Origin of the sequence: Rhodopirellula bahusiensis, from assembly GCF_002727185.1 — a bacterium.
GTDB classification, from domain to species: domain Bacteria; phylum Planctomycetota; class Planctomycetia; order Pirellulales; family Pirellulaceae; genus Rhodopirellula; species Rhodopirellula bahusiensis.
Genome location: NZ_NIZW01000009.1, coordinates 31,433 through 57,452, shown reverse-complemented (window position 1 = coordinate 57,452; position 26,020 = coordinate 31,433). Strand labels below are relative to the sequence as shown.

Here is a 26,020-nt window from a genome sequence, read left to right as displayed (position 1 = left end):
TTGGTTGGGAGAAAGATTGAACGATCGATTGGAGCTACTTGGAGACGATTCCGAAGTCGCCTTCAGTGCGGATGTAGAGCAGGGCTTCTTCGTCTGTCGAAATGGTGTGCTCGACCGATCCCCTGGATCCGAAGTAGCTGCCAGTCGTCAGCGGTGTGATGTCGGAAGCCGTTGCGTCATAGAGTTTGGCTTGGCCTTGGATCACGACCGCCCGAAACGTTTCGCTGTCGTTGGTCAACTTGCCAACGAATCCTGCGGGCAGCTTGACGAGCGTTCCGTTGACTTGACCGGCATCGGGGTTGCCCCAGAGGAAAGACAATTTCGGACCACCGCCAGAAATGGTTTGTGCCGACGCGTCAATCCAATTCGTGGTGGAAGAATCGAGCCAGACCATGTTGGAAGCGTCGAGATTCAGCGGCCGCTCGCCTTCGTCAAATGCTTCTTTGGGCGGCATCACAAGATACGGGCCCGATTGAATTTCCAAGAAAGCGATGCTGGCACCACGGGCCGCAGTGATGTGGACTTCCCCTGCCGGTTGCATCCAATACGAACCGGCGGGCATCCACATGGGTTCGGCACTGGGATCGTCGTTGAACAACCCACCGCCAATGACGACGCCTCGATAGGTGATGTTGTGAATGTGTGGCGGCGACGAAAATCCATCGCGGAACTTGACCAGGAACCCTGACGATTCGTCTTTGTTTTGGTCGCCCCAAAGCGTTCCTGCTTGAGGTGCCTGGTCACCACGCAGCGGATTGAGTGATTGCCACTGGACTTCCGACGCCAGCACCACTTCGGTGGTCGTGTTCGACGGGGTTGTCACTTTGGATGACACAATCGGCTCGATGGACCAAGCAAACAAAGGTGCCAAAGACACGAAGGTGAACGACAGGCAGGCAGCGACGTTCTTTGAATGACGAAAAATGGACATCAGGCTTTCTCCAAAAGGATTTGTGGGCTGGGTTTGCACTCCAGTGCGTAGGCTCAGCCCCAACTCCATCAAGAAAACTCAAAGAAAATCAAAATCGCCATTTGGCCCGCAAATCACGGGACAGACCTCCGGCGCAAGAGAATCGCAACTGCTTCCCGTGGCTGTTGCCAGGCGGAACAGGCTAAACGCAACAGCGAGGTGCTTGCGCAAAACCGATCTGCCTTGGGTTCGCAAATCGCCCAAGAAGATGCTGGCGTTCGAGCGTTTTACTGCATTTCCGTTTGCAGCCACGCTCGAGCGTAGGCCCAGTAACGCTCGGCTGTCGCCGTCGAGATTTCCAGTGCGGCGGCGGCTTTCTGATTGGTCAAGCCGGCGAAGAACCGCAGTTTGACCAACTCCGCTTTGACCGGATCGAGCTCCTGAAGTTTGGCCAACGCATCGTCCAATGCGATCAGCTTCTCGGGCTGCGAGGCGGCGGGATGGTTCCATGTATCGAGTTCGATCTTGGCACGTCCGCCACCGCGTTTTTCGGCCTGAGCCGCACGGGCGTGGTCGATCAAGATTCGGCGCATCGCCTCCGCAGCGGCACCAAAGAAATGACCACGCGAATTCCACTTTCGTTGGTCGTCGCGACCGTCGCCGGCCACTCTCATCCAAGCCTCATGCACCAACGCGGTTGCTTGCAGCGAATGGTCCGGCCGTTCATGGCTCAACTTCGCAGCAGCCAAACGGCGAAGTTCGTCGTACACGAGCGGCAACAGATCCCTCGCTGCGGCGGTGTCTCCTGAATCGAGCGCGTCGAGAATTTCAGTGAGCTGTTTCAAGGAACCCTCGCGTCTGTGGGAAACCGGCGGCCAAGCATTCTATTCACCTTGTTTAACATGATGAATGACCGCGAGCTCCGCATTTTAACTGCGTTCCAATTCTATCGCGATTTTCACGGCATTCTCGGCCGCTCCCAATTCGCCGTTGCGTCGATAGGCTTCTGCCAATCCAGTCCAGACACCAGGAACCTGCGGACGAATTGCGGTGCATCGCATGTAGTATCGAATCGCCAGGTTCCATTGTTCTTCATTCATCAGCGTTGTCGCGTAGTCGAAATTCAACATCAAGTCGCTGGGATGCTGCATCAACGCAAAACGCTGAATCTCGTCGGCCCTTTCCCGATCCCCCAACATTTTGAACGACTCAGCCAACCAAGACAGTTTCCGCGGGCATTTCGCCGCCAAGTCACATTGCTCCACCACGTGTTCCAATTCTGATTTACTGGGTGGTTGAGTTGCGTAGATCACCTTGCGAATCGCGATTCGCAACGGGTCGGGATCCGCGACGCACATCGCCTCGGTCCACGCCTGCAGTTCATCCGACGTCAATTCCTCGCCTCCCAGTTCCGCCAGATGATTGCGGGTGGAAATCCAAAGCTCCAACGCATCGGTGACAAAAACGTTGGCGCGATCCTGATGGACTTGTTGCCCCATCACCTCTGGATCCAGCACATCGACGTCATACCCGCGTGCTCGCAGGATCCGACGCAGTTCTTGCTCCATCATTTCCCAGCTTTCGAGATCACGATTCGTGCCTCGTTCGATCAGCACGTCTTCCATCGCGAGAGCGAACATTCGGTCGCGACGAGCGGCTTCATAGCGATCGAGAAACGACGTTGCCCGATTCAACGTCGGTCTTCCCGCGTTGGATTCGCTGACCAAATCCTGCACGCGAGAAACCAGGAAATCGGTGCTCGCCCAACGCTCATCGGCGGGAGACGCGTCGACGACCGCAACCATTGCGGAGGTCGCTTCATCCACCGCATTGATCAAACGAGCTTCATCCTGTTGCTGCACCGCCAGCGTTTGGTATTGATGCGCACCAAACGCGAATGCAGCGACCGCGAGAACGGTGGCTGCCGCCACTGCAAAGCCAACCCGACTTCGGTTGCGGACCACAAATTTCTTCGAGCGATAAACCAGCGACGGCGGTCCCGCGTTGACGGGTTCTTGATCGAGTGCACGTTGAATATCGGTCGCGAAATCGTTGGCGGAGTCGTATCGTCGGCGGCGATCCTTTTCCAACCCTTTCATCACGATCCAGTCCAAATCGCCGCGAATTTCTCGGGGCAAGCGATCCGGGCTGATGCTTCGATGCTTCGCCAGCACGGTCAACTTTTGCCCTGACGAGCTGAGGCGTTGGCTTGGTTTCACCGCCTCTTCCTCGCGAATCATTCGCTGCAGTTCTTGGTACCCGGCTTCGCGCAGAGATTCCGTCTGCAACGGCGTCGTTCCCGTCATCAACTCGTACAGCAACACAGCGAGCGAGTACACGTCGCTGCGAGTGTCGACGTCCAGACCGCTGATCTCCGCCTGCTCGGGGCTCATGTATTGGGGCGTGCCGACCATCATCCCGTACTGCGTGAACAACGTTTTTTCTGTCAGTCGTTGATGCAGTGCTTTGGCGACGCCGAAGTCGATCACCTTGACCACGGGTTGGCCGTCGTGCAGCGTGACCATCACGTTGGACGGTTTGATATCGCGGTGAATGATGCCTTTTTGGTGTGCGTGATGAACCGCGTTGCAAACCGAAATGAACAACCGCAACCGCTCCGCAGTGGACAATGAATTTGCATCGCAGAACTCCGTGATCGGAACGCCTTTGACCAACTCCATCACGAAGTAAGGCCGATCGCCCGCCGCGATCGCTCCGCCATCAAACACTCGCGCGATGTTTGGATGGTCCATCATCGCGAGAGCTTGCCGCTCGGCTTCAAAGCGCGCCACGACGACCTTCGAATCCATCCCCGGCTTGATGACTTTCAGAGCGACTTTGCGTCGAATCGGGTGCCGTTGTTCGGCCATGAAGACCACGCCGAACCCGCCTTTCCCCAGCTTCTGTAGCAGTCGATAGGGACCAATGTCTTGCCCGACGTCTACGCTCCACGTCGTGTCCGTGGTCTCAGCGGGATCGAAATCGAGGAATCCGTCTTCTTTCTCATGCGCCGCCACCAGAGCTTCCACTCGCCGGCGCAAGGCCTCATTTTCGCCACATTCCTGTTGAATGAACGCAATCCTTTCCTCAGCAGGCCGCTCGATGGCATCGACAAAGATTGACTCTTCCGTTTTCATGTGCTTCTACGTAATCCATAGATGTCAGCCCGTCACTTGGGCTTGGAATTTGTGATGAACATCAGTGCGTCGTCCGGCTGACATTTCCATCAAGGATTGTAGAGAAATCTCAAATCTCTTCTTGGAAGCACGGCAATCCTACGACGAATGCGAAGCGGTGAGCGTCCGAATTCTTGGCGAATCCGGCTACCGTTTTGCTATGTGGCGGGTTGTGACGCACGCGTAGTTGTTTGTGCGAGCCGGATGGCGAACACCGTGCGGACGTCCATGCTGAACGAACATCTCACGTTGACAGGTGACTCGAGTCACCTAACCGAAGCTATGAAACGAAAAGAAGCAGACTCATGGACCTACGACTGAACGACAAAACCGCACTGATCACCGCATCCTCGGGCGGAATCGGGATGGCAATCGCGAAACGCATCGCAGCTGACGGTGCGACGACGATCATCAATGCTCGCAGCGAAGCAAGCGTTGAAAAGGCGATCGGTGAAATTCGCAAAGAACTCCCGGAGGCAAAACTGGTGGGGTTGGTCGCCGACAATGGCACTACCGACGGGATCGCCAAGACGATTGAAGAACATCCCCAGGTCGATATCCTGATCAACAACCTTGGCGTCTTTGAAGCGGTTGACTTCTTCGATCTGACGGACGAGCAATGGAATGAAATCTTTGAGGTCAACGTGATGAGCGGCGTGCGACTCGCACGTCACTACCTCAAACAAATGCTCGACCAAAACTCGGGACGGATCGTGTTCATCAGCAGCGAGTCAGGACTGGTTCCATCACCAGAAATGCCTCACTACGCGATGACCAAGACCGCCCAACTCGCACTTTCGCGAAGCCTGGCTCAGTTGACTCAAGGCACCAAGGTGACCGTCAACTCTGTGCTGCCAGGTTCCACCGCAACTCCCGGCGTGCGTGACTTTGTGGGCAATCTGTTCCCTGGCGAACCCTTCGAATCCGCAGAGAAACGGTTCATGCAAGAGAACCGGCCGACCTCCTTGATCCAGCGTTTGATCGAGCCAGAAGAGATTGCGAACTTGGTCGCGTTTGTCGCCAGCCCACTGTCCTCAGCGATCAACGGCGCTGCTCTGCGAAGCGACGGCGGCATCGTCCCCACGATCGCTTGATCGAGGTCGTGCAGTTGATCGAGGCGGCGCTTTAGCGGGTTTCAGCAATTGAGAACCTCTCCCGAACGAAGTTTTTGGGAGGTCGAGTGACGCCGTTCAGGCGTACGTGAGGGAGGGGGCCGAGCATGGGAAGCGGCACGACGTCCTGATCGAGGAAGGTCACATCGTGCGAACCTGGAGTCACTTCGGTTCGCACAAGTCTTACGATTCGATTGCGATCAGATTGTCTTTCATCTGACGCATGACTTTCATCCCGGTCGCCCACTCTTCCGCCGTCAGCCCGTCCTGAAGGCTCTCTCGAAGCGTTTGAAAGTGCGGCAGCAGTTTCTTGATCTGGCGAGTTCCCTTCGGACTCGGTGATATCAGAACCGCACGAGCGTCGGATGGATCCGGTTTTCTTCGCACCAGCCCCTTCGCCTCCAGCCCATCAAGCTGACGCGTGATGGTGGTCTTGTCTCGCAACATGATCTCCGCGAATTCTCCACGGCGCAGCGGTTGCTCTGACTCCACCAAGACCATCAGCAAGGCGGATTCTTCGGGGGACAGCGTGGAACCATTTTCCGCCAGCACCGATTCGATTCGTGCGCGGAAGAGGTAGGCGAGTCGACTGATCAAAAAGCCGGGTCGCTCAGGTTTTGACATGAATGCTCTCATAGGTAGTCGCACTGAAAAGCAACGAAACGCCGCCATTTGGCGGCGGTTGCATTGCCTTTATGTGCATCATACACTTAACGGCGGCACGGGACAAGTTTTCCCAGTCGCACGACGATGCAATTCGCCATCCCCCACCGACGAGGAATTCGATCATGAAAGTCGCAATCACTTCCGCCAGCGGCCACCTGGGTGGCGCAGTAGTCAACGCAGCGCTTCCAATCGTGGGCCAGGAAAACGTCATCGGACTGGCTCGGACTCCCAGCAAAGCCCGCTCGCTCGGGATTGAAATCCGACCGGGCGATTACAACTCGCGATCCGACCTTGCCAGCTCGCTCGAAGGCATCGACCACGTCTTGCTGGTGTCCGGAATGGATGCTCCCGAGAAACGCATCGAACAACAACGCAACGTCATCGAAGCGGCCAAGCAGGCGGGTGTCCGCAAGATCGTTTACACCAGCATTCAAGGTGCGGAGGACGGCACTGCGTTCTCACCCGTGGTGCAAAGCAACCGGCAAACCGAAACGGACATCCGTGAAAGTGGTCTGGATTGGGTGATCGGTCGCAACGGCATCTACATCGAGCCCGACGTGGAATACATCGACAATTACCAACAACGAGGCGAGATCGCAAGCTGCGCCGGGGATGGAAAATGCGGGTACACAACGCGTCCTGAACTCGCGTTTGCCTATGCGAAAATGTTGACGGAATCAAAACACAACGGGCACACTTACAACCTGCACGGTGACGCGATCACTCAACAGCAATTGACGGACTCCTTGAACGACGCGTTTGGAACCCAACTTACCTTTCGTTCCATGTCCGTCGAAGAATATCGCGACGACCGCACGCAAGAACTTGGCGAATTCCTGGGCAACATCATCGCTGGCATCTACGAAGGCATTCGCACCGGTGCGGTGGACAACGAAAGCCACTTTGTTGAGGCAGCCGGCCGCGAGCACCAGAGCTGGGAAGCGTATTTCGATTCTTTGAAGTCGCACTCGCTCGCATGATCGTCCCCTGACGACCACAAGGACGCGGGCCCTCGGATTGCTCACCGGATGGTTCGCACCGCACCGACAAAACCACTTCGCCAAGCAGAACCAGCCCTTCATCCGAGGAACGTACCACATGTCGATCCCACTCAAATCAATCGCTCTGGTGTTCGCATCCTTTGTCGCGCCAGCAATCGTCTCGCCAGGAATCGCCCACAGCGACACCCAAGTTGATCCGCAGACGGCGTTGAAAATGCTGAATTCGCAACAGCAGCAGTTTCAGAAAGGTGTCGTCCAAGTCACGGACAACGTTTTCACCGCCGTTGGATTTCACGGCGCGAACACGTCGATGATTGTTGGCAAGGACGGAGTCATCATCATCGACACGTTGAAAGGACCTCAGAGCGCCAAGGAGGCTTTCGAAGCTCTCCGCGTTCACAGCGACAAGCCTGTCAAAGCAATCATCTACACCCACAGTCATGGCGACCATATCGGCGGCGCGAGTGCATTTGTTGGCGAAGAAATGCCAGACATTTACGGGACCGAAAACTTCGGATCGGCCGAAGGCACGACCAAAGCCGCTGGACCGGTCAAGCAAAAACGGAACGTGCGTCAATTCGGACGGAAGCTCTCGCCCATGGAGAGCACGAATCGCGGCGTCGCCCCGGCGCTGACCGCTGATCACGACGGTGGAAACGGTTTTGTACCGCCGACGATCCAAGTCCCAGACGACGGATTGAAGACGACGATTGCTGGCATCAAGCTTGAGATGCACGTCGCTCCTGGTGAAACCGACGATGCGATGTTCATTTGGTTGCCCGAGGGGAAAGTCTTGTTCTCTGGTGACAACTTCTACAGTTCGTTCCCAAACCTCTACGCGATTCGCGGAACGGCCTATCGAGACGTGCGGAGCTGGTCCGAAAGCGTCGCGAAGATGGCTGAGTTCCGGCCGAGCCATCTGGTTCCTGGGCACACGATGCCGATCTTGGACGCCGAAGCTGCCGTGACCGCATTGACGGATTACAGCCGAGCGATCCGCAGCGTGTACGACCAAACCGTTCGCGGAATCAATGCGGGAAAGGGACCCGACCAGATCGCTCATGAGGTCAAACTGCCTGCCGACCTGAGAGACGAACCGTACCTGATCGAGTTCTACGGTTCGGTCCCGCACGCCACACGTGCAATTTACTCGGGACTGCTCGGTTGGTTCGATGGAAACCCAACGACACTGAATCCATTGGAACCCAAAATCAAAGCCCAAAAGATCGCCGAGCTTGCCGGCGGCACGCAGCAACTGTCTCAGCAAATGCAGGCTGCTTTGGACAAGCAAGACTACCAGTGGGCGTTGGAACTTTCCGACCATATGAAATGGCTCGATGGCGCCGACCGACCACTTGCTCGCAAAGTCAAGATCGCTGCACTGCGAGGTCTGGCGGCCCAGGAATACAACGCCCCTAACCGAAACTACTACCTCAGCTACGCCAACGAACTCGAATCGGGCGAGCTGAGCGAAATCTGGTTCTAAGCGGGTGGGCCGGTGACATCGGGTATGTCAGCCGCTTGGCGTTAGCCACGGTTCCGGCGCAAAACCGGGGCGAACGCCCAAACGGCCAACATGTTCGAGGAAATCAGGCAGAGTCGGTCTACCTTTGACGCTCGCGGGCAACATACTATTGACGCAAGTGTTCCGAGCGGAAAGAACGAAGGATTCAATCACGAATCGACGTCATCGAAATCAGTGATTGGTTCTGGAGCCGTGACGTGGACGCTTGATGAGAATTGCTCGATTGCATCTTGTTGGATGGAATCGTTCCCCGAACGTTTTTCGTAGGCGTTTGTCTGTTTGCGAGTTCCGAGTTTGCCGATGTGAACGACGGGCTCTCCGGGTTTGACAGATGGCAGTGTGCTGGCGCCAAGCACCACGCCTGAAAATGGTGCGAGCAATTGGTTCTGGCCTTCGTTGAGCAAACTGCAGTTCGTTGCCAGGGCTTGGTCTTTTTTGACCGTTTCTCCGGGTGCGACATGCATTTGCATCAGTCCACCTCGTTCGGCCCGGATCCATTTCGTGTGACTGATCACGGTCTGCTTGATCGGAACATCAATTTCGCCATCGACCATCTGAAGTTTGCGGAGCACATTGAGAACCCCGCGAGTCATGCAGTCAATGACTGCAGATTCCATCCGCCAGACCTCACCGCCTTCGACAACGATCGTTGGCACCCCGTGGTCGGTCGCGGAACGACGGAGGGAGCATTCCGGCCCGGGAGCATCCAGAATGATGCCAGCTCCAAAAGCTTCGGCCATCTCAGCGCACTTTGGATTGCTTAGATCAGCTCGAGCATTCGGGTAGTTGGTGCGACGCACGGCTGCGGTGTGCAGGTCAATTCCGTAGTCACAGGGTTCGATCAATTGATCAAAGATGGTTCGGGCCATTCGTGACGACATGCTGCCCGTTTTTGATCCAGGGAAACAACGGTTCAAGTCGCGACGGTCAGGCAGGTATCGCGAGTGACGTTCGTATCCAAGGATGTTGAGAACTGGCGCCAAGATCAATGTTCCCGAGTGCAGGTCCCAAGACGAATCGGAAAGCAATTGACGAATGGCTCCCGTTCCGTTGAGTTCGTCCCCGTGCAACGCGGCGGTGACGAATACGCGTGGACCATCTTGAAGGCCCCGGCGAATGTGAAGAGGAATTGTGATCTCACGACTGCTGTAAGATTCCGAAATGACCATCTCGGTGTTCAGCCGCTCGCCGGGTCCAGGTTCGATTTCGGGGAACTGTTTGGAAGATGGCATAGTCGAAATCGAGTGAAAAGTTGTCGGTTGATTGAATGCAGTGCAGCCCGAATCCTTCGAGCATCGAGGCCGTCGAGCACTGGCAGCATCGAGGACCCATGAATATCGCGAGTTGGAGCCCAAATTACCATCGTGGGTCGATCACGAACGCAATCACGGTGCAGGAACTTCCTGTATGTTCGACTGTTCGGAGGTCAGCTTTTACGCGGGCGGGTTGGGTTCCTTTACCGGGCGACTAGCGGGAAGTCGACAGAATCGTTTGGCGAAATTTCTGGATTAGGGCTAAACCAAAAATGCGAGAATTGCGTATGCTAGCTTCGAGTCTTTGGTCGGACCTGCATTTCCAATTCAGCTATTTCTCGTTTGAGTGAACATTGGTCCCGTCGATCCGTCCATTAACGACTTTCTTGCTCAGCTTCACGCTGTTGCTCGGCCATGCACCGGCATGGTTGCACGTCGCGACGTGCGATCACGGTGCCAGCGGCCATGCTGGTTGCGATCATGGACATTCCGCGTGTCAGCACAATGGAAACGTGCACGAATGCTGTGCAGACGACCATGGCTGTCATTCGCAAGCGTGCGAGGAAACAGCGTCGAGTGCTTGTTCGCAAGACTCACTCGCGAATGCGACGGAGTTCGAGGGCGAATCGCATTCCCCACACGATTCTCATTCGTGCTGGATCTGCCAATCGCTCGCGGCTCCCGGTGGTTTTGTCGATCAAGATCAAGCGTCGATCACTTGCGAATGGATTGAATTTGCGGCTTGGCCGACATGCCTTTCAGCGGATGTTGATCCGTCTATCTCTTGGCCTCCTCTGCGTGGCCCACCTGCGATTCGAGTCTGAGTCACTGTCACTTCGTACTTGCTGAATTCGTCCGCATCCACGCTGGCGATGCGCGCTGATCGTTCGTTGTAGCCAATCTGGATTTGGCAACGAATCATCCGCGGCGAGGCAGGATCGCCATGTCATCCGTTGACGGATGGATGAGCGTGCACGGAATGACTGTGGATTCATACAACGATTTGACCTCAACCATTGCCTCGCGTGTGCGTTCGCGGACGATCGGCGCTCGGTCCGACCTAACCTGTGTCGATCGACGTGCGCGCCGCGCGGGGCAACCTCTATCTCTCTACGCGCACTCAATTGAAATCCCATGAAATTTACAGTACCGCGGATGCGGCAAACGCGTTTTCGCGAAGCGTTCACCCTGGTCGAGTTGCTGGTGGTCATTGCGATCATCGGCATCTTGGTCGGCTTGCTTTTACCGGCCGTTCAAGCCGCTCGTGAAGCTGCACGCCGCATGCAGTGCAGCAACAATATGAAACAGATTGCCTTGGCGACTCACAACTACGAGAGTTCGTTCAAGTGCATCCCGGCGATGACGGGATCAAGCAGTTTCTCCGTCCAAGCTCGCGTATTGCCATACATCGAGCAGGCTGGGCTGAGCGAACTGATCAACTTCGAACAACCGCTCTTGATCGGCCCTCCATGGGCAGCGAGCTTCAATCCGGTTCTTCGCGAAGCCGTCGAAAAAGTGGTTCCGACCTTCCTTTGTCCCAGCGACGTTGGCGACCCAAGGTTCAGCACCACATTTGCCGATGGAGCGACCGGCTTCTCCGGTGGACTGAGCTACATGTATAGCTACGGCAGCGGAACGGACACCAACTACGACGACCGCTATCGAACCGATGGAATGGTTTGGGAGAACTCCTGGGCCAAATTTCGCGACTGCTTGGATGGGACCAGCCAGACGGTCTTGATGGCGGAAACGATCATGGGCGATCAGACCAGTGGACTGACCGAACCCACACCCGCTGGCCCGCATCGTCGGATTGCAAACTGGAGTGGCACGAGTGGGAACACTGCTCCCAACCCGGGGTTCGTAGAGGGTGGGGCGCTGATCCAGAACCCTGATTTGGAGACCGTTTTCCCCGCAAAGATCAGCTCTTACTCCGGGAATCGTGGGTCGTGTTGGATTCGAGGCGTGCCTTATGCGACGGTGATCAACGGCTACATGACGCCGAATTCATCGATCCCCGACATCGGAATTCATGGTCGGGGATTCTATTCCTCGCGGTCGTATCACACCGGCGGTTCCATGCACGCGATGTTGGATGGCAGCGTTCATTTCATGACCGATTCCATCGATCGAACGACGTACCACGCGTTGTTTTCACGCGACGGCCGGGAGGTGGTCCAGTGGCCGTGAGTGCTCGAGCGTCGGCGTTGTTGCTGGCTTGCGTAGTCATTGGTTCGACTGGATGCGATGCGACTTCGCAGTCGTCAACGCCTGAGTCAAATACGTTCGTTGAGGTTATCTACGACGGCAAACCGCTCGCGAATGTGCAGGTTTTGTTGAAGCAAACCTCCGACGGCGGCTCACTTGCCCGAGCCATCACGAACGAGCGTGGCTTGGCTCATTTTAGCAATTTGCCATCTCCTGAACCGGAGAGCTATGTCGTTGCGATGGAATCGATCAGCGATGGCGGTTGGATGTTGAAGCCATCCGTGATGGAGAAGTTTTGCGACTCTCTGCGACTGAAACCATTTTCCGAAACACCTCACCAGAAAATTGAGCTGCCACGTCAGGCCGTTCAATCACTTTCATCCAAACATTGAATTCTGAAACACAAACATGACCATTCAAAGACTCTTATTCACTTTTGCTGCTCTCAGCTTGCTGGGTAGTTCCAACGTGCACGCAGAAGGGCGCACGATCGCCCGATTGTTTTGGCAGGATCACCAAAGTGCCGCGCTGAAGTGGGCGGACCTTCGGAAATCCAAGGACGGCTACGCTCTCGCGGAAGAATCCGTGCAGGGCTTTCCGGAACTCGACGTGGACGACCAAATGCTCGTTCAGATGCAGATCGACGACGGGTTGCTCGTGGTAGGCGTGCGTGACGAAGCGAACGGCGACATCGGCAGCGGATGGGTTGCGATCGAATCCGGTGCAACTCAAGAAGCCCATGGCGATCACTTTCATTGGCGTTTTACGAAGACGCCTTCGGTGCAGTCGAAATTGATTGACGACGGACAAGGCAATCCCGCTCACCTCTATCGCTACGGCAAGTCGTTTGTGATGGCGAACGACCAACGCAATGGATTCACGGTGATGGATGCCAACGGTGTTCGGGAAGCCAAGTCGGCAACCGAGGCGGGGATGTTCTACGAGGGCGGTGGTGGCCACATCACGCTGGCGGTCGCCGACGACAAGGTTGCATACAGCACTTGGATCCATGGCGAAGGGGAAAACGCGGGCCGAGTCGATGTGGTCGGTTTGGATGAAAACGCGGGCAAGGGATATCGCATCGATTGCCCCACCGGTGTCTTGCACGGTGCAACTTACTGCGGAGGCAAAGTTTTCTTCGCTCCGGCTGACGGCATTTGTTGGGTTGCGGCTGACATGGAGGCCGACGATGCTGCCGATTCAGTGCAGGTCAATCACCTGGAAATTGGCTCGGATCCCGAAGGCAAGCCGCTGCGCACCGGAGCGTTCGCGAATCTCGATGACACCGTGGTCTTCACGAGCGGCAAAGCAGATCAATCGTTGCTGTGTGTCGTTGACGCATCGAGCGATGAACCCCAAATTCAATCGATGCCGATGGAATTGAAGAGCGATCAATCGTTGCGAACGCCAATCGTGGGCAAAGGATCGGGCGGACGCCCGGTCGCATTGTGTTTTGCGGAGTCGAAAGAGGCTCCCGAGAACGATCAGCTTTTCGTGGTCGATTTGGATCCCGACGGGAACGGTGAATTCTCCGACGCGAAGACGCGTGAACCGATCTCGGTCGGACGGAGCCAGATCGAAGGTCACTTCGGTCATCACGACGCCGTGTTCCTGCCGCGAGGACGCCAGATCGCAATCACCAACCCAGGTGACGCGAGCATTTGGGTGATTTCGCTGACGGATCAATCGGTGCAAGCCAAGTTCGATTGCGAAGGGATGCCAACAAGCCTCGCTTCCATCTCGGATTGAGGCTGGAGCAACTCTTGTCGCAGACAAAGCAGGAGCGAAGTTGCAGTTGTGGCTTCGTTTCTGCTTGCGGCCGTTTGTCAGGCAAAGCAGGCAAGCAGGAAGGTCAAGTTGTATTTCGTTAACTGCTTAGGCGTGGGAACCTTGGCGAACGCCAATCGGCTGATCTACCCAACGAAACCTGCTTAGCGGGTGCTGAGATGATTCTGTGGTGGGCTATGGTCTTTCATCCCTTCTTGCAACATTTTGGTCGCGGGGAGGGATTCGAGGGATCGGCGTTGATCGACGATGGCCTGCAAGAAGACTCGGCGGATCGCGTCGTAGCCGCGGTCGTTTGGGTCTTCGATATTGGTGTAGAACCAGTAAGTGGGATCGTCCCAATCGTACGTGCTTCGCCAGAATTGGCGGCAATGCGATCCGTGTCCCAAGAAAGTCTCATGCAGCGGCACGACATGGACATGCCCGAACTGATTCGCAACCCGGCGAATGACACGGTTGTATTCCGCATGGATAGCCAAACCATCGGGCCAGTCGGGGAGGAAAATGCTGGGTGCATCGCCGACGCCGTCGGTCGGGTCGTAAATGTCGCCCAAGAAAATTTGGCAACCCGCCGGGAAACGATCGCTGGTCAGACGTAGCATTTTGTTCAACCTTGATTCGAACGCCTCGATCCAAGGCTGGGCTTGTTCCAACGACGCGCCGTACATGGCACCTTCTTCGGGCGGTCGGCGACCGTAACTGTGGATCAAATCGTTTCCGCCGGTGGTCATCACCACCAATCCAAATACGTCATCGTCAAAGGTTTCGATTTCAGCCTCGATGACGCGTTCGTGGTCCAAAGAAGTCGAACCGGAAACAGCAACATTGGAGGCGGTCAGGTTTGGCAGGACCGCTGCCAAGTGCTTTCCCCGCATGTCGAGCCATTCGTCCTTGGGGTTCTCTCGCAGACGTTCAAAGTAGGAGTGTGACTTCGATTTTGCACCAAGGCCTCGAGTGACGCTGTCGCCGATCCCGAGCAAATGAACTTGGTGTTGAGTCCAAGCGGTTTCGAACGGCTCAATATCGATCACCGGACCAGCGGGCCCTTCTCCGACCGGACGACGAAGCTTGAATTCCAGGTAAGCTGGGACGCCGATGAAGACGGCTAACGCGACGATGAACAGGAGGCGTCGCCGAAGTTGCAACGAGGAAATCTTCTTGTTCATGATTTCGCCTCAGGAGAAGTTGGATGTTTTGAGGCGACGAGCGGTCGCCGCGAAAACGCGTTCCTCTTCTTCCATCTTAGCCTGATCAATCGCGTTCCGCTGACGCAGGAGGCAATGGATGGCTGGGCATAGGCAGCAAGCTCTGCGGCAGATCCACCAAGAACGCAGCTCCACCGAGTGGGCTGTCGTCGATCGTGACTTTGCCGCCCAGACGCTGGCATATCCGATGGACGAGCGCCAGCCCGAGTCCCGTGCCAGGCTGGGAATCGCCAGAGAGTCGGTGGAAGGGATCGAAAACAAAACGACGATCAGTCACTGGGATCCCGGGGCCATCGTCCTCGACTAAGAAGCAAACCCGATTGGAATCGTTGGTGATGGTGACGCGAACCTTGGAATTGGCGTATTTTCCAGCGTTGCCGACCAGGTTGCCAATTGCTCGAACTAGACCGGCTTCATAGGTCACCAAGTCGATGTTGTCGGATTCCGTTGGACCATCGAAGATGATATTGGGATGCAGAGGGGCATGTTGCCCGATCGCATCCATCGCAATGTCTTGAGCCGAGACTCGCTCACGAGGTGCGACCTGAGATTGCTCATCGGTGCGAGTGTAATTGAGTAGTTCCGCGACCAAGTCATCGAGTTTGTCAGTGGCGTCATCGATCGAGTCGACTCGTTGGTTTCGTTTCTCATCCGTGTCAGCGGAACGCACCAATTCGGTTGCGAATTTGATGCGAGCGAGCGGCGTTCGGAACTCATGCGAGACCGCCTGCAGCAATTCCTTTTGCGAGCGAAGCAATGATTCGACTCGATCGGCCATGGTATTGAATGCGTCGACGATTGGAAAGCTTCGTCTTCGACCGGTGTCCACGATCCGTGCGGCGAAGTCACCGTCCGCGATCGCCAATGCAGTACGCTCAACGATCCGAAACTGCCTGGCGATGGGACGCATTAAAATCGCGATCGCCAATGCGACCAATAGAAAGACGCTGGTCAGTCCGAGCAGAATGTCGCTGCGTCGCGGCCCGGCGAAACGCGGGAGCGGTCCGAGTTCGACCAACAGCGGTGTTCCCGTGAGTGCCACTTCGATGCTATCGCCGGAAAGTACGGCCTCGCCATCGTCGAGGCGTTGCAACAGTGTCTTCGACAATGACCGTTCGGAGCGATTCACCACGCCGACGGGATAGGTGAATCGTGATTGAATGCTGGCGACGGTTTCGTCGATGTTTTGCATTCCACCGGCGGCAATCTCGTCGCGGGCCAGCAAGGCGCCGCCACTGAGCGCGTTCTCGATCACCGAGATGTTCTGGGCCTCCGTCGTTCCGCGAAACACGTAGGCTTGGATGATCCAGGCGATGAGCAGGATCAATAGAACGCCGCAGTAGAACTGGATGAACAAACGAGTCATGCAGGGCTCCGGATGCAGCGGTGATTTCAATCAGTGCGAACGCCACGCAAACTCGTTTGGCGTGACGTGGACTCGGCCGCAAACGCTATCGCATTTTGGTTTGCAATCGCAGCATTTCCAGCATTGCATCGGCGGCTTCGTGGCCTTTGTTTCCGACCGTTCCACCGCTGCGCTGGATCGCTTGTTCGACGGTGTTGCAAGTCAGCAAGCCAAAGCCAACGGGACGGCCCGTTCGTACTGATTGCTCCATCAGCGTGTCGCTGACGGCGCGATTGATGTGTTCGTCGTGAGTCGTCTCGCCTTTGATCACGCATCCCAGCGTGATCGCACCAATGACGTCAGCGTGTTGGAAGGCTTGCTCCACCGCCCAGCACAATTCCCATGCACCAGGCACACGGATCAGCCAGTGTTTGTCTTCCGGGATGCCAGCGTCAGTCAGTGATTGCAAAGCGGCCTGCACCATCGAGTCGCAGATGTTGGCGTTGTAGCGGCTCGCGATGATTGCAACACGTCCGCTGGGCAAATTTCCGGTGGTTCCATCGATGGAAGGCATTCAAATTCTCGGGAAAGAATTGGAGGGTGAAGGAGGTGGGGGGAATGCCGCGTGCGGCCATTCAGTCTTGCGGTTGAACACTCATGAGAAACTCAGCGTTGTTTTGTGTTTTTCGCATTCGCTTGGTCAGTTCCGTCATGGAATCGACTGGCGAGTGTTCCGCCAATTCGCGACGCAGGGTTTCAATCCTGCGATGTTCTTCCTGATCGAGCAACATTTCTTCGCGACGTGTGCCGCTGCGTGTCAGGTCGATCGCTGGCCAAACTCGGCGAGCGACGAGGTCTTGGTCGAGAACAATCTCCAAATTGCCGGTGCCTTTGAATTCTTCAAAGATCACGTCGTCCATGCGACTTCCGGTGTCGACCAAAGCGGTTGCCAAGATCGTGAGCGAACCGCCTTCTTCGACCTTTCGAGCGGACCCGAAAATCGACTTGGGTTTCTGCATCGCACCGGCGTCCAGGCCGCCGGTCAGTAGCTTGCCCGTTGCCGAATCGCTGTCGCTGTTGAACGCTCGGGCGAGCCGGGTGATCGAGTCGAGGAAGATGACAACGTCGGTTCCCGATTCCACCATTCGCTTGGCTTTTTCAACCACCATCTGAGCGACTTGAATGTGTCTCGCCGGTGGTTCGTCAAACGTGCTGCTGATCACCTCGCATTGAGGCGATTGGATCTCACGCTCCATGTCCGTCACTTCTTCGGGACGTTCATCGATCAACAAGACCACGACATAGGCGTTGGGGTAGTTGTTGAGAACGCCGCGGGCGAGGCTCTGCATCAACATGGTTTTGCCGGCACGCGGTGGACTGACAATCAGACCTCGTTGTCCAAATCCAATTGGGGTGAACAAGTCCACCACACGTGTGCTGAGTTCCTGCGCATCATGCTCGGTCACAATTCGCGAGCGCGGGTGCAGTGGCGTGAGATCATCGAACGGCTTTTGGCGTTGTCGCTGCATCGGGTCCGCATGATTGATCGCTTCGATTCGCAGCAAAGCGAAGTAGCGTTCGTTTTCCTTCGGCGGACGAATTTGCCCGGCAACATGCGAACCCGTGTGCAGTCCAAATCGACGGATTTGGCTGGGGGAGACATAGATGTCGTCGGGGCAAGACAAGTAGTGGTACTGCGCGCTCCGCAGGAATCCAAATCCATCGGGAAGGATTTCAAGCGTGCCTTCGCCGTACATCAGACCATTCGCACTCATCCGCGCTTTGAGCAAGCGGAAGACAAGTTCCTGTCGCGGCAGCGCAGCGATCTCTTGCAACCCTTCCGTTTCGGCAAGAGCGAGCAACTCGTCATGTTCGAGCTTTTGCAAGTCGTTGATGTTCAACGCTTGCTTGGGCGGTTGATCTTTCGCGGGGATGCCAACTCGGCCGCCCGCGCGTGTCACTTCACTGACGATCTCTTCGGGCAACGAGAGCGGATCGCGTTCGGCATCAAGCTCGCGAACACGTTTATCAACATCTTTGTCTGGGTGGCGCATACGGCGATTGCTACGACGAGCATTGCGCGCCGGACCCGGCGTGGAGGAAGGTTCCATGAGGAGAGAACCAAATCGGTAGGATGAAAAGAGAGGAGGACGGATGAGAGCCATCCGGGAGGGGTGCGACGCCAGATTGCCAACGCCACAGAACTTAGTTTAGACGAATGCATGCCCCCTGTCAGGCGGAATTATGAGGGGGCCGTGAAGATGGCGTCACAAACACCGCACCGCATCGGCTTCGGTCGCTTGTTCGCCTTAGGTGGTTTGGCGGAGGTATTCGGTTGTGGTCCCGTCCGTCGATGCAGCACCCTAAGTGACACTCGATGCGGCCATCGGGTTCAGAAGTCCACGGTTGTCCAGGTACAACGCCCATACCAATCGAGTTGCCGTCGAACGGTACGGGCGCCACTGTTTGGCACGTTCGACCACCGCTTCGAAGCTTTCGTATTGTCCCCCGTCCAATTCCTCGAGGCCTTTGAGGAGACCCAGGTCGCCGAAGGGAAGAATGTCGGGGCGATCGAGCGCGGACATCAGGTAAACCTCCGCGCTCCAGCGGCCGATCCCCAGCCTAGCGGTCAGTTGAGGCAGGGCCTGTTGATCAGGCATTTCGGCCAAGCGATCCAGCTGAAAACGGCCTCGGACAACATCATCGGCCAGTTGGTGCAGATAGCGGTGCTTTTGTCGACTGACTCCGCACGCTCGAGTCTGCACCGATGAAAGCGAGACAATGCCTTCGGCGGTGAGTGGTCCAGCGAGCAGGTGTTGCAACTTCAGGAAGGTCGACTCCGCCGATCGCAGCGACACCTGCTGCTCCAGGATGATTCGAGCGAGCGTTTCGAAGCCGGCGGGACGTCGCCACGACGGTGGGCTGCCCAATCGATGCTTCACCAGTCGGAGTGCAGCGTCCTTCTTTCCCAGGTAGTCGAGCGCTGCTTTACGCTCTCCCTCCGCGGGTGAAACCGCCTGCCTTGTTTTTAGGCGGCGGTTGCCGGGCGATGCCTGCGACTTAGGCACGGAGGGTGTTGGCATGGGGCTCGGATTGCAGGGTGTTGTAATTCTGGAAGTTTTAAGTCGTTTGTCTTCAGTGTCTTGCGAGAATTTGCGGAAGTCCGTTTTTGCTTTTGGTCCAAAGTGTGCCAGTAGCCATCCTTCGAAAAGAAGTGCTTCCCAAAAGGACAACGCACGACTCACGAGCGATTCAGGATGGCCCGGGCAGGAGTTGGACGGTGGACGGCGGCGCAGCACTTGGTTCGAAACGACTCGGCATGGTGAATGATTCACTTTGGCAATGGGTGCCGAAGGCAACGTGTCGTGTCACACCAACTGTCTTACGAGAAGGAAGACCACATGAGTTCGATCTCAGCATTTACAACACAAGAGCTTGGCGGCGGACGGACAGGTTTCCGTTTCGCTTGGCTCACTATGGTTCTCCTTGTGGGGATGATGGGGATCGGCGGTTCACTCGCGTCGGTAGCTTCGGCTCAGGATGAGCCAGCGGCTGCAACGGATACTGCAGAAGTCGCCGACGCGGGTGACGCTGATTCAGAGGAGCCCGCGGCGGACGCGGGAGTAGGGTACGCCTTCGACAATGGCTTCCTGTTCCTCTGTGCCGTTTTGGTTCTCTTCATGCAGGCCGGCTTCGCCATGGTCGAAGTGGGGCTGAACTCCTCCAAGAACACCATCAACATTCTGTCTAAGAACTTGATGGATTTGTCCGTCGGGGCGTTGCTGTTCTTCTTCATCGGCTTCGGATTGATGTATCCGGGCAGCTATGGTGACGTCGAAAACGGTTACTTCGCCTTCGGTGGCACTGGGATTTATGAATCCAGTCCTGATCAAACATTCTCGCCACAAGTCGATTGGTTCTTCCAAGCCGTCTTCGCCGCGACCGCCGCAACCATCGTTTCGGGTGCTGTTGCTGGCCGTATGAAATTCAACGCTTACTTGGTTTACAGTGCCATCCTGACTGGATTGATTTATCCAATCAGCGGTTACTGGAAATGGGGCGGCGGATGGTTGATGCAGTTCGGCGACTTGGTCGACGGCGAGTACGCCATGGGCTTCCAAGACTTCGCTGGTTCAGCAGTTGTTCACGCAGTCGGCGGTTTCGCTGGCTTGGCTGGTGCGATCTTCCTCGGCCCTCGCTTGGGTCGTTACACCGCCGAAGGCAAGAGCGTTCCATTGCCAGGTCACAACGTTGCTTTCGCTGCTCTGGGTGTGTTCATCCTGTGGGTGGGGTGGTACGGATTCAACCCTGGTAGCCAATTGGCATTCCAATCTGCTGGCGACATTGACGCAACCGTCTTCATCGCTGTGAACACCACCCTCGCCGCAGCTGCTGGCGTGATCGTTGCAACCGCTGTCTCGTGGGGCTTGTTCGGCAAACCTGACTTGACCATGGGCCTGAACGGTGCTCTTGGTGGATTGGTTGGCATCACGGCTTGCTGTGACGCAATGAGCAACTCGATGTCGATCGTTGTCGGTGCTGTTGCAGGTGCCTTGGTTGTTCTCAGCATTGTTGTTCTGGACAAAATCAAAATCGACGATCCCGTCGGTGCTTTCCCTGTCCACGGCGTTTGCGGTGTTTGGGGCTGCATGGCTCTCGGCATCTTGCCAAACGCTCACTTGGAATCTGGTTCAACCAGCTTCATGATTCAGTTGATCGGAACCGTTTCGATCTGTGCTTGGGCCTTCATCACCATGTCGGTCGTCTTCGGTGTACTCAAAGCTGTAGGCATGCTGCGAGTCTCGCCACAAGAAGAGCAAGCAGGTTTGGATATCAGCGAGCACGGAATGCACGCTTACCCATCAGACGCCGTTTCCGGCGGCTCGGTGGTCTAGTTCTACCCACCGCAGTGATGTCGCCGGTTGTGCCGTTACACACTCGGCGGCGTCGCAGCGCGGTGCTTTGAACTTCTCGGCTCTTGCCTGGGCCAGAAGAAGCCCCAATGGTCCGTGACAGGTGTCCGCCTCACCTGTCGCGGATCGGGGTCTTTTTTTTGCGCTGTCGGTGGTGATGGCTTTGCCGGTGCAGACGACTGAGGCCAGCTGGCTTTTGATGTTTGTGCAAGCCACCGGGTCTACGCGAAAATCTTTGGATCGTCTAAATTCCTGGCAGGCGATCGAGCCCATCAGTTTTCAATTGGCGATCAGGTGCGGACCTGAACGCAGAATGGGCTGGTCTTTGCCCGCACGATTGGCTCGCTTGAATCGCCCGTTCGCGACTTCTGACTGTTACCGTTCATGAAATTGATCATTGCCATCGTTCAGCCTTCCAAATTGGACGCCATCAAAGAGGCGTTGACTCGCGTGGAGGTGCACCGTTTGACCGTGGTGGATTGCCAAGGGTTTGGGCGGCAACGTGGTCAAACCGGTTCCATGCGTGGCCGTGATTACGGCGTCAGCTTGCTTCGCAAGGTGCAGTTGCAAATTGGTGTGAACGAGGAGTTTGTTCAGCCAACGATCGACGCAATCTTGGAAGGCGGCCGCAGCGGTGAGAGCGGCGAAATCGGTGACGGCAAAATCTTTGTCCTCCCAATGGACGATTGCGTCCGAATCCGAACCGGCGAGCGTGGTGGAGAAGCCATCTGAGCCTTCCGGTCTCGGTTGCTCTGCGAAATTGTTCACAGCAAGCTGAGGATGGTATCATCGCCTTTCCCCGCGAAAGGATCTAAGGTGCCATGGCTGCTTTGAAGCGAGCTCTTTGCTACAAAAATCTTGCTTTCAGCGCACCTCGAGCTCGGGAGCTTTGCCGTTCGAGCGTTTGTTTTGCAATTTCCCTCATCTGGATTTGTGCAGTCGTTGGCCAGGCTGAAGAGCCTTTGCAGCGTGTTGGGGTCAGTTCGGATGGCCACTCGTTTGTGAAAAGCGACTCAGACGAGCCATTCGTCATCTGGGGAGTGAACTACGACCACGATGAGTCGGGGCGGCTACTCGATGAGTACTGGATTGACGAATGGAACAAGGTCGTTGAAGACTTTGACGAGATCAAGCAACTCGGTGCCAACTGTGTTCGCATCCATCTGCAGATCGGTCTCTGGATGGAGACTCCCGAGAAAGCTTCAGTCGCTCAGGTGAACCAACTCAAGCGGCTGCTGAAGCTAGCTGAGTCAAAGCGTTTGTATTTGGACATCACCGGATTGGCTTGCTATCACAAATCCAACGTTCCGGATTGGCTGAATGAGCTGAACGAAGCAGAACGTTGGAAGGCGCAGGCGAGGTTTTGGTCGGAGGTCGCGAAGGTTTGCTCGGGCTGTCCAGCGGTCTTTTGCTATGACTTGATGAACGAGCCGATCTTGCCGGGTGAAAAACCTGAGTCGGATTGGCTGGCGGGTGAGCTTGGTGGCAAATTTTTTGTGCAGCGTTTGGCGCTTCGTCGGGGCGAGCGAAGCCGCGAGGAGATTGCGGAAGCTTGGGTGAATCAAATGGTTGACGCGATCCGCGAACAGGATTCGCAGACCATGGTCACCGTTGGAGTGATCCCGTGGGTTTTCGCGTTCGGTGGTGGAAAACCCCTGTTCTATTCGCCCACGGTGGGCAAGCGACTCGACTTCGTTTCTGTCCATTTCTATCCCAAGAAAGGTGAAGTTCAGGACGCGTTGAATTCACTGAAGGCCTATGAGGTTGGCAAGCCGTTGGTCATTGAAGAGATGTTTCCTTTGAAGTGCAGCACCGAAGAATTGTCAGCCTTTGTTCTGCAATCACAAACGCACGCGGACGGTTGGGTCAGCTTCTACTGGGGAGCCACCGCGGCGGAACTTCGTGCCCGAGAGGACGCTGGCATCGCTGAAGCCATCACGGCAGATTGGCTGGATGCATTTCAGGGGCTGCCAAGCGAGCTGGAAGTCTCGACCGAGCCGTGAGCATCTCTGTCGGTTTTGAAGGCTGTCTAAGCCGGCTGCCTGCTGCGCAGCTGACCGGACGAGGGGGTTGCAAATGTTCACACGTGATTATCATCGAACTGGACGTCGCGAACCGCGATTGGCGTCCGTGTAACGCAGCCAGTTAGGGTGCCAACGCTCGCTCGAAGTGGCAACAGGATAGACAGAATGTGCAATCGAACTTCCCTCGTCATCGGTCTCGTTTTCGCATGCTGGGCTCCGGCGATCGCGGACGAATTGCCGACGATCAATGACAGTCGTGCGAACGAGCGATTTGAGTTTAAGCTGACGTACGATGTCGATTTCTCGGTCCCTGGCGTGCTCGAACCGGAGGCGGGGATGCTGCGTCAGGAAGACATGGGCGTCAGCAACAACGCGGGCCAGCACCGACAGGCAAAGGGGCGCCGGCACGCCGCCTGGTATGACCGGTATCACGAGAAAACCGCATCGATTGAGGACGGTGTTTTGGTCCAGCGAGGCTACGTTGCTGATTCGGACATCGACGGATTTTCCAGCCGCGACTCGGGCAATTCTCCTCGTAACTTCCCGTACGTTGATCCGGATCCGAAAGACGCAGCTCGTGGTGAAGTCAACTTTGCCGATTTCGAAATCCACACCTCCTGGTTTGATACCTTCGCGTTGAAAAGTGTGAATGGTCAGCAGGTGCCGGTCGAAAGCACGGATCAATTGGTCGCGAAGGATCAGTTCTGGGGGCAACCTGGTAAGACCGACACGTCGTCACCCAATGTCACGTTCGAACCAGGGACATTCTTTGAGATTGAGGTGAATTTTGAGGGCATGGAAGCGCTCGCACACCGACATTCGTTCTGGTTGATGCCGGCGTCGGAGCAAAGCAGTGCATACGATGATGATCCATCCAATGGGCTGGAGATCGACATCTACGAGCACGAGATGGTTGTCGAAAAGGAGTCGCCCGAAGCCGAATCACGCAACAACATTTTGCTCATGAAGTGCATCGGCGGAAAAACCGACCCGCCAACAACCCTCAATGAACTTCGCGAAGATGGCAAGACCTCGATTGAGATTCCCGGCATCAACGAAGGCTGGCACAAGATCGGACTGTTCTGGAGCGAAAAGGCTCTGATCTGGTTTGTTGATGGTAAGGCGGTGGTTCGCGATTCCAAGCTCGTGCCGACTGTTCCGATGTATCTGATCGTTTCGCGGGAGGCGAACTCAGGCGCGGGGCTCTCAAGTGACCACCAAAACCTTCGAGCCGACGGCGAACGCATTCCCGTCGACGCGGGACTGTACGGTAGAAACGTTGCCACGCCAGCGAACCGTGACCTGATCAAAGCGGGGCGAGACGAAGTGCGTGTTCGAAGCATTCGTGCTTGGACGATCAGCCCACGCAAGTGATGCCACGAAAAAAGGGCATCGGCTTGCAATTGCCGATGCCCTCTATGAATTCGTAGAGCTGAAACCTGGGTTTGGCTCAGCCCGCCATGCGTGTGATGCGGTTGTGGGGAGCCGCCAATTCTTCCGCGGTGGGTTGGTAGCGGAATTGCATCAGGTAAGCGTCTTCCGTCGCATCGTCATAGAAGTCTCGTAGCACCGAGATGGCTTTGAATCCAAGCGACTTGAAGAACAGTTGAGCTTCCAGGTTCGTTTCGCGAACTTCCAGCATGATTCGGTTGCGGCGTTCTTGGGACAATTTGCCCAGCAACTTTCGCATCATCGTGTTGCCAATGCCGTTGCGACGGTAATCGCTGTGAACGGCGAAGTTCAGGATGTGCAGTCGGTTCTTGTGCAGTTCATAGATCATGAAGCCGGCGACGCGTTCGTCGCACTCGGCCACCATGCCGATGCAATTGCGCTGGCGGAGGCAGCGGATGAAGTCATCCTCGGACCAAGCAAACTCAAAGCAGTTGGTCTCGATCCCCAAGACATCCGGCATATCCCGGCGAATCATCCAGCGGATATGTGCGGCCTGCCCAGTCGAACTCAGGCCAGTTTTTTGCGTGTTTTCCACGTCGGACTCCCTTCCGGTTCTGTGAAGATCGCATCGCCGTTTGTGGGGGCCGTCCTGGCTCACCGGCGATGAAAGGGAAATTAGCAGAACCCTTTGACCGCACCAAGACGAAATTCCGTTCCGAATATTTGCAAAGAATTTGGCAGCCAGGGCAAACTGCGAAGGTAAATAAGGGGGCTGTGGAAGCTAGGTGATGAAGTGTCGCCGACGAGCGATCAATCGGTCGTCGGATTGTTTTGGTGCCAGGACACGTGATCAAGCGACATTCGTACGCTATCCAAACGGAAATCGGGAGCCGTCAGCTTCGGTTCGTGCTCGATGACGTAGCTCGCGATCTCGTCGGTGAGGTGGGCCAATTGGCAGTCGACTTCTTCCACCAACGGCGTGAAACGCTCTAGGAACGAGCGATTCACGATGTAGCTGTATGCTCCGGCGACTTGGTTTGGTGCACACTGAATCAGGTGTGGTGCGACGACCCGAGTTGGGTTTTTCTGACTTCCAAGTTGAGAGTTGAAGTACGAAAGGTGGCAGAGATCCCACTGGATCTGGTCTGGGAAATTCACGGCATCCAATATTTGAAAGAAATTGGGATGAATCGTGACATCGTCCTCCAACACAATGATTGGCAATTCACTGTCAGGCCGATCGTAGAACTGGATGTGCGATAGCGTGCAGGCGGCGGAGCCCCACATGTGCTGAAGATCGGTTCGCCAACGCCCCTGTAAAATCGGAGGCAGCCCAACTCCTTCAAAATTTTCCGTTTCGGGCGTCTTGGCTTGAATGATTTGCCAATGCCGAAAGCCTGCACGCTGCAGATGTTGCTTGACTTGGCTGACTCGATCACACGATTGCTCGTCGAGCGTGCTGATGACAAACGTCGGTGTGTCCTCGTTGATACCGATCATGAAGG

At 56.1% G+C, this 26,020-nt stretch carries 22 protein-coding genes; 10 read left to right on the top strand and 12 right to left on the bottom strand.

Features of this window, described 5'->3' with window-relative positions:
• Window positions 1-34: 34 nt before the first annotated feature.
• From CEE69_RS12925 to CEE69_RS12915, 3 genes are all read right to left on the bottom strand, one after another.
• On the bottom strand, window positions 35-931 hold the full coding sequence (locus CEE69_RS12925; protein ID WP_099261246.1) for a DUF4437 domain-containing protein: 897 nt from the start codon (window positions 929-931) through the stop codon (window positions 35-37).
• A 266-nt stretch (window positions 932-1,197) separates the two neighbouring features.
• Window positions 1,198-1,755, bottom strand: coding sequence for a sigma-70 family RNA polymerase sigma factor (locus CEE69_RS12920; RefSeq protein ID WP_099261061.1), 558 nt, complete (start codon window positions 1,753-1,755; stop codon window positions 1,198-1,200).
• Window positions 1,756-1,839: 84 nt separating this feature from the next.
• The gene (locus CEE69_RS12915) at window positions 1,840-4,047 is read right to left on the bottom strand and encodes a serine/threonine-protein kinase (protein WP_099261060.1); all 2,208 of its coding nucleotides are present in this window, start codon (window positions 4,045-4,047) and stop codon (window positions 1,840-1,842) included.
• Between the two features lie 344 nt (window positions 4,048-4,391).
• Between CEE69_RS12915 and CEE69_RS12910 the strand changes: the two genes are divergently transcribed.
• Entirely contained in the window at window positions 4,392-5,180 is a 789-nt protein-coding gene (locus tag CEE69_RS12910) for an SDR family NAD(P)-dependent oxidoreductase (protein ID WP_099261059.1), read from the top strand.
• Window positions 5,181-5,381: 201 nt separating this feature from the next.
• On the opposite strand, the gene CEE69_RS12900 is transcribed toward CEE69_RS12910, so the two are convergent.
• Window positions 5,382-5,822: a MarR family winged helix-turn-helix transcriptional regulator gene (locus tag CEE69_RS12900; protein ID WP_158231015.1), complete on the bottom strand. Its 441-nt coding sequence runs from the start codon at window positions 5,820-5,822 to the stop codon at window positions 5,382-5,384.
• Window positions 5,823-5,983: 161 nt separating this feature from the next.
• Between CEE69_RS12900 and CEE69_RS12895 the strand changes: the two genes are divergently transcribed.
• Complete coding sequence (locus CEE69_RS12895; protein WP_099261245.1) at window positions 5,984-6,844, top strand: SDR family oxidoreductase; 861 nt, start codon at window positions 5,984-5,986, stop codon at window positions 6,842-6,844.
• 235 nt (window positions 6,845-7,079) lie between these two features.
• Entirely contained in the window at window positions 7,080-8,351 is a 1,272-nt protein-coding gene (locus tag CEE69_RS12890) for an alkyl sulfatase dimerization domain-containing protein (protein WP_233215214.1), read from the top strand.
• Window positions 8,352-8,539: 188 nt separating this feature from the next.
• On the opposite strand, the gene CEE69_RS12885 is transcribed toward CEE69_RS12890, so the two are convergent.
• Window positions 8,540-9,622: a succinylglutamate desuccinylase/aspartoacylase family protein gene (locus tag CEE69_RS12885; protein WP_099261057.1), complete on the bottom strand. Its 1,083-nt coding sequence runs from the start codon at window positions 9,620-9,622 to the stop codon at window positions 8,540-8,542.
• A gap of 1,155 nt (window positions 9,623-10,777) precedes the next feature.
• On the opposite strand from CEE69_RS12885, the gene CEE69_RS12870 reads away from it, so the two are divergent.
• The 3 genes from CEE69_RS12870 to CEE69_RS12860 are packed head-to-tail and all read left to right on the top strand — an operon-like array spanning window position 10,778 to window position 13,600.
• Window positions 10,778-11,833: a DUF1559 domain-containing protein gene (locus CEE69_RS12870; RefSeq protein WP_233215189.1), complete on the top strand. Its 1,056-nt coding sequence runs from the start codon at window positions 10,778-10,780 to the stop codon at window positions 11,831-11,833.
• Window positions 11,824-12,243 carry a carboxypeptidase-like regulatory domain-containing protein gene (locus CEE69_RS12865; protein ID WP_099261053.1) on the top strand — a complete coding sequence of 140 codons (420 nt, stop codon included), beginning with the start codon at window positions 11,824-11,826 and terminating at the stop codon, window positions 12,241-12,243. Before CEE69_RS12870 ends, CEE69_RS12865 begins: the two co-directional genes overlap by 10 nt.
• Window positions 12,244-12,259: 16 nt before the next feature.
• Window positions 12,260-13,600: a hypothetical protein gene (locus tag CEE69_RS12860; protein ID WP_099261052.1), complete on the top strand. Its 1,341-nt coding sequence runs from the start codon at window positions 12,260-12,262 to the stop codon at window positions 13,598-13,600.
• Between the two features lie 182 nt (window positions 13,601-13,782).
• Here the strand turns inward: CEE69_RS12860 and CEE69_RS12855 are convergent, their stop codons facing one another.
• The 5 genes from CEE69_RS12855 to CEE69_RS12835 all read right to left on the bottom strand — a co-directional run bounded on the left by CEE69_RS12855 (window position 13,783) and on the right by CEE69_RS12835 (window position 19,269).
• Entirely contained in the window at window positions 13,783-14,802 is a 1,020-nt protein-coding gene (locus CEE69_RS12855; protein WP_099261051.1) for an SGNH/GDSL hydrolase family protein, read from the bottom strand.
• 85 nt (window positions 14,803-14,887) lie between these two features.
• Window positions 14,888-16,207: an ATP-binding protein gene (locus CEE69_RS12850; protein WP_099261050.1), complete on the bottom strand. Its 1,320-nt coding sequence runs from the start codon at window positions 16,205-16,207 to the stop codon at window positions 14,888-14,890.
• A gap of 85 nt (window positions 16,208-16,292) precedes the next feature.
• Window positions 16,293-16,760 (bottom strand): 6,7-dimethyl-8-ribityllumazine synthase, encoded by a 468-nt coding sequence (gene ribH / locus CEE69_RS12845; RefSeq protein ID WP_099261049.1) that lies wholly within the window; start codon window positions 16,758-16,760, stop codon window positions 16,293-16,295.
• Between the two features lie 61 nt (window positions 16,761-16,821).
• A complete protein-coding gene (gene rho / locus CEE69_RS12840) occupies window positions 16,822-18,240 on the bottom strand; it encodes a transcription termination factor Rho (RefSeq protein ID WP_099261048.1) in 1,419 nt (472 codons plus the stop codon).
• A 309-nt stretch (window positions 18,241-18,549) separates the two neighbouring features.
• Window positions 18,550-19,269: a DNA-3-methyladenine glycosylase family protein gene (locus tag CEE69_RS12835; protein WP_099261047.1), complete on the bottom strand. Its 720-nt coding sequence runs from the start codon at window positions 19,267-19,269 to the stop codon at window positions 18,550-18,552.
• Between the two features lie 411 nt (window positions 19,270-19,680).
• Here CEE69_RS12835 and CEE69_RS12825 point away from each other — a divergent pair, with 411 nt between their 5' ends.
• The 4 genes from CEE69_RS12825 (at window position 19,681) to CEE69_RS12810 (ending at window position 24,497) form a co-directional block, all read left to right on the top strand.
• Complete coding sequence (locus CEE69_RS12825; protein WP_099261045.1) at window positions 19,681-21,081, top strand: ammonium transporter; 1,401 nt, start codon at window positions 19,681-19,683, stop codon at window positions 21,079-21,081.
• A gap of 402 nt (window positions 21,082-21,483) precedes the next feature.
• A complete protein-coding gene (locus CEE69_RS12820) occupies window positions 21,484-21,831 on the top strand; it encodes a P-II family nitrogen regulator (RefSeq protein WP_007327264.1) in 348 nt (115 codons plus the stop codon).
• 269 nt (window positions 21,832-22,100) lie between these two features.
• On the top strand, window positions 22,101-23,102 hold the full coding sequence (locus CEE69_RS12815; protein ID WP_233215188.1) for a cellulase family glycosylhydrolase: 1,002 nt from the start codon (window positions 22,101-22,103) through the stop codon (window positions 23,100-23,102).
• 186 nt (window positions 23,103-23,288) lie between these two features.
• A complete protein-coding gene (locus CEE69_RS12810) occupies window positions 23,289-24,497 on the top strand; it encodes a LamG domain-containing protein (protein ID WP_099261043.1) in 1,209 nt (402 codons plus the stop codon).
• 76 nt (window positions 24,498-24,573) lie between these two features.
• On the opposite strand, the gene rimI is transcribed toward CEE69_RS12810, so the two are convergent.
• Both rimI and CEE69_RS12800 read right to left on the bottom strand, forming a co-directional pair.
• A complete protein-coding gene (gene rimI / locus CEE69_RS12805; protein ID WP_099261243.1) occupies window positions 24,574-25,050 on the bottom strand; it encodes a ribosomal protein S18-alanine N-acetyltransferase in 477 nt (158 codons plus the stop codon).
• A 275-nt stretch (window positions 25,051-25,325) separates the two neighbouring features.
• Entirely contained in the window at window positions 25,326-26,015 is a 690-nt protein-coding gene (locus CEE69_RS12800; RefSeq protein WP_099261042.1) for a glycosyltransferase family 25 protein, read from the bottom strand.
• Window positions 26,016-26,020 lie beyond the last annotated feature (5 nt).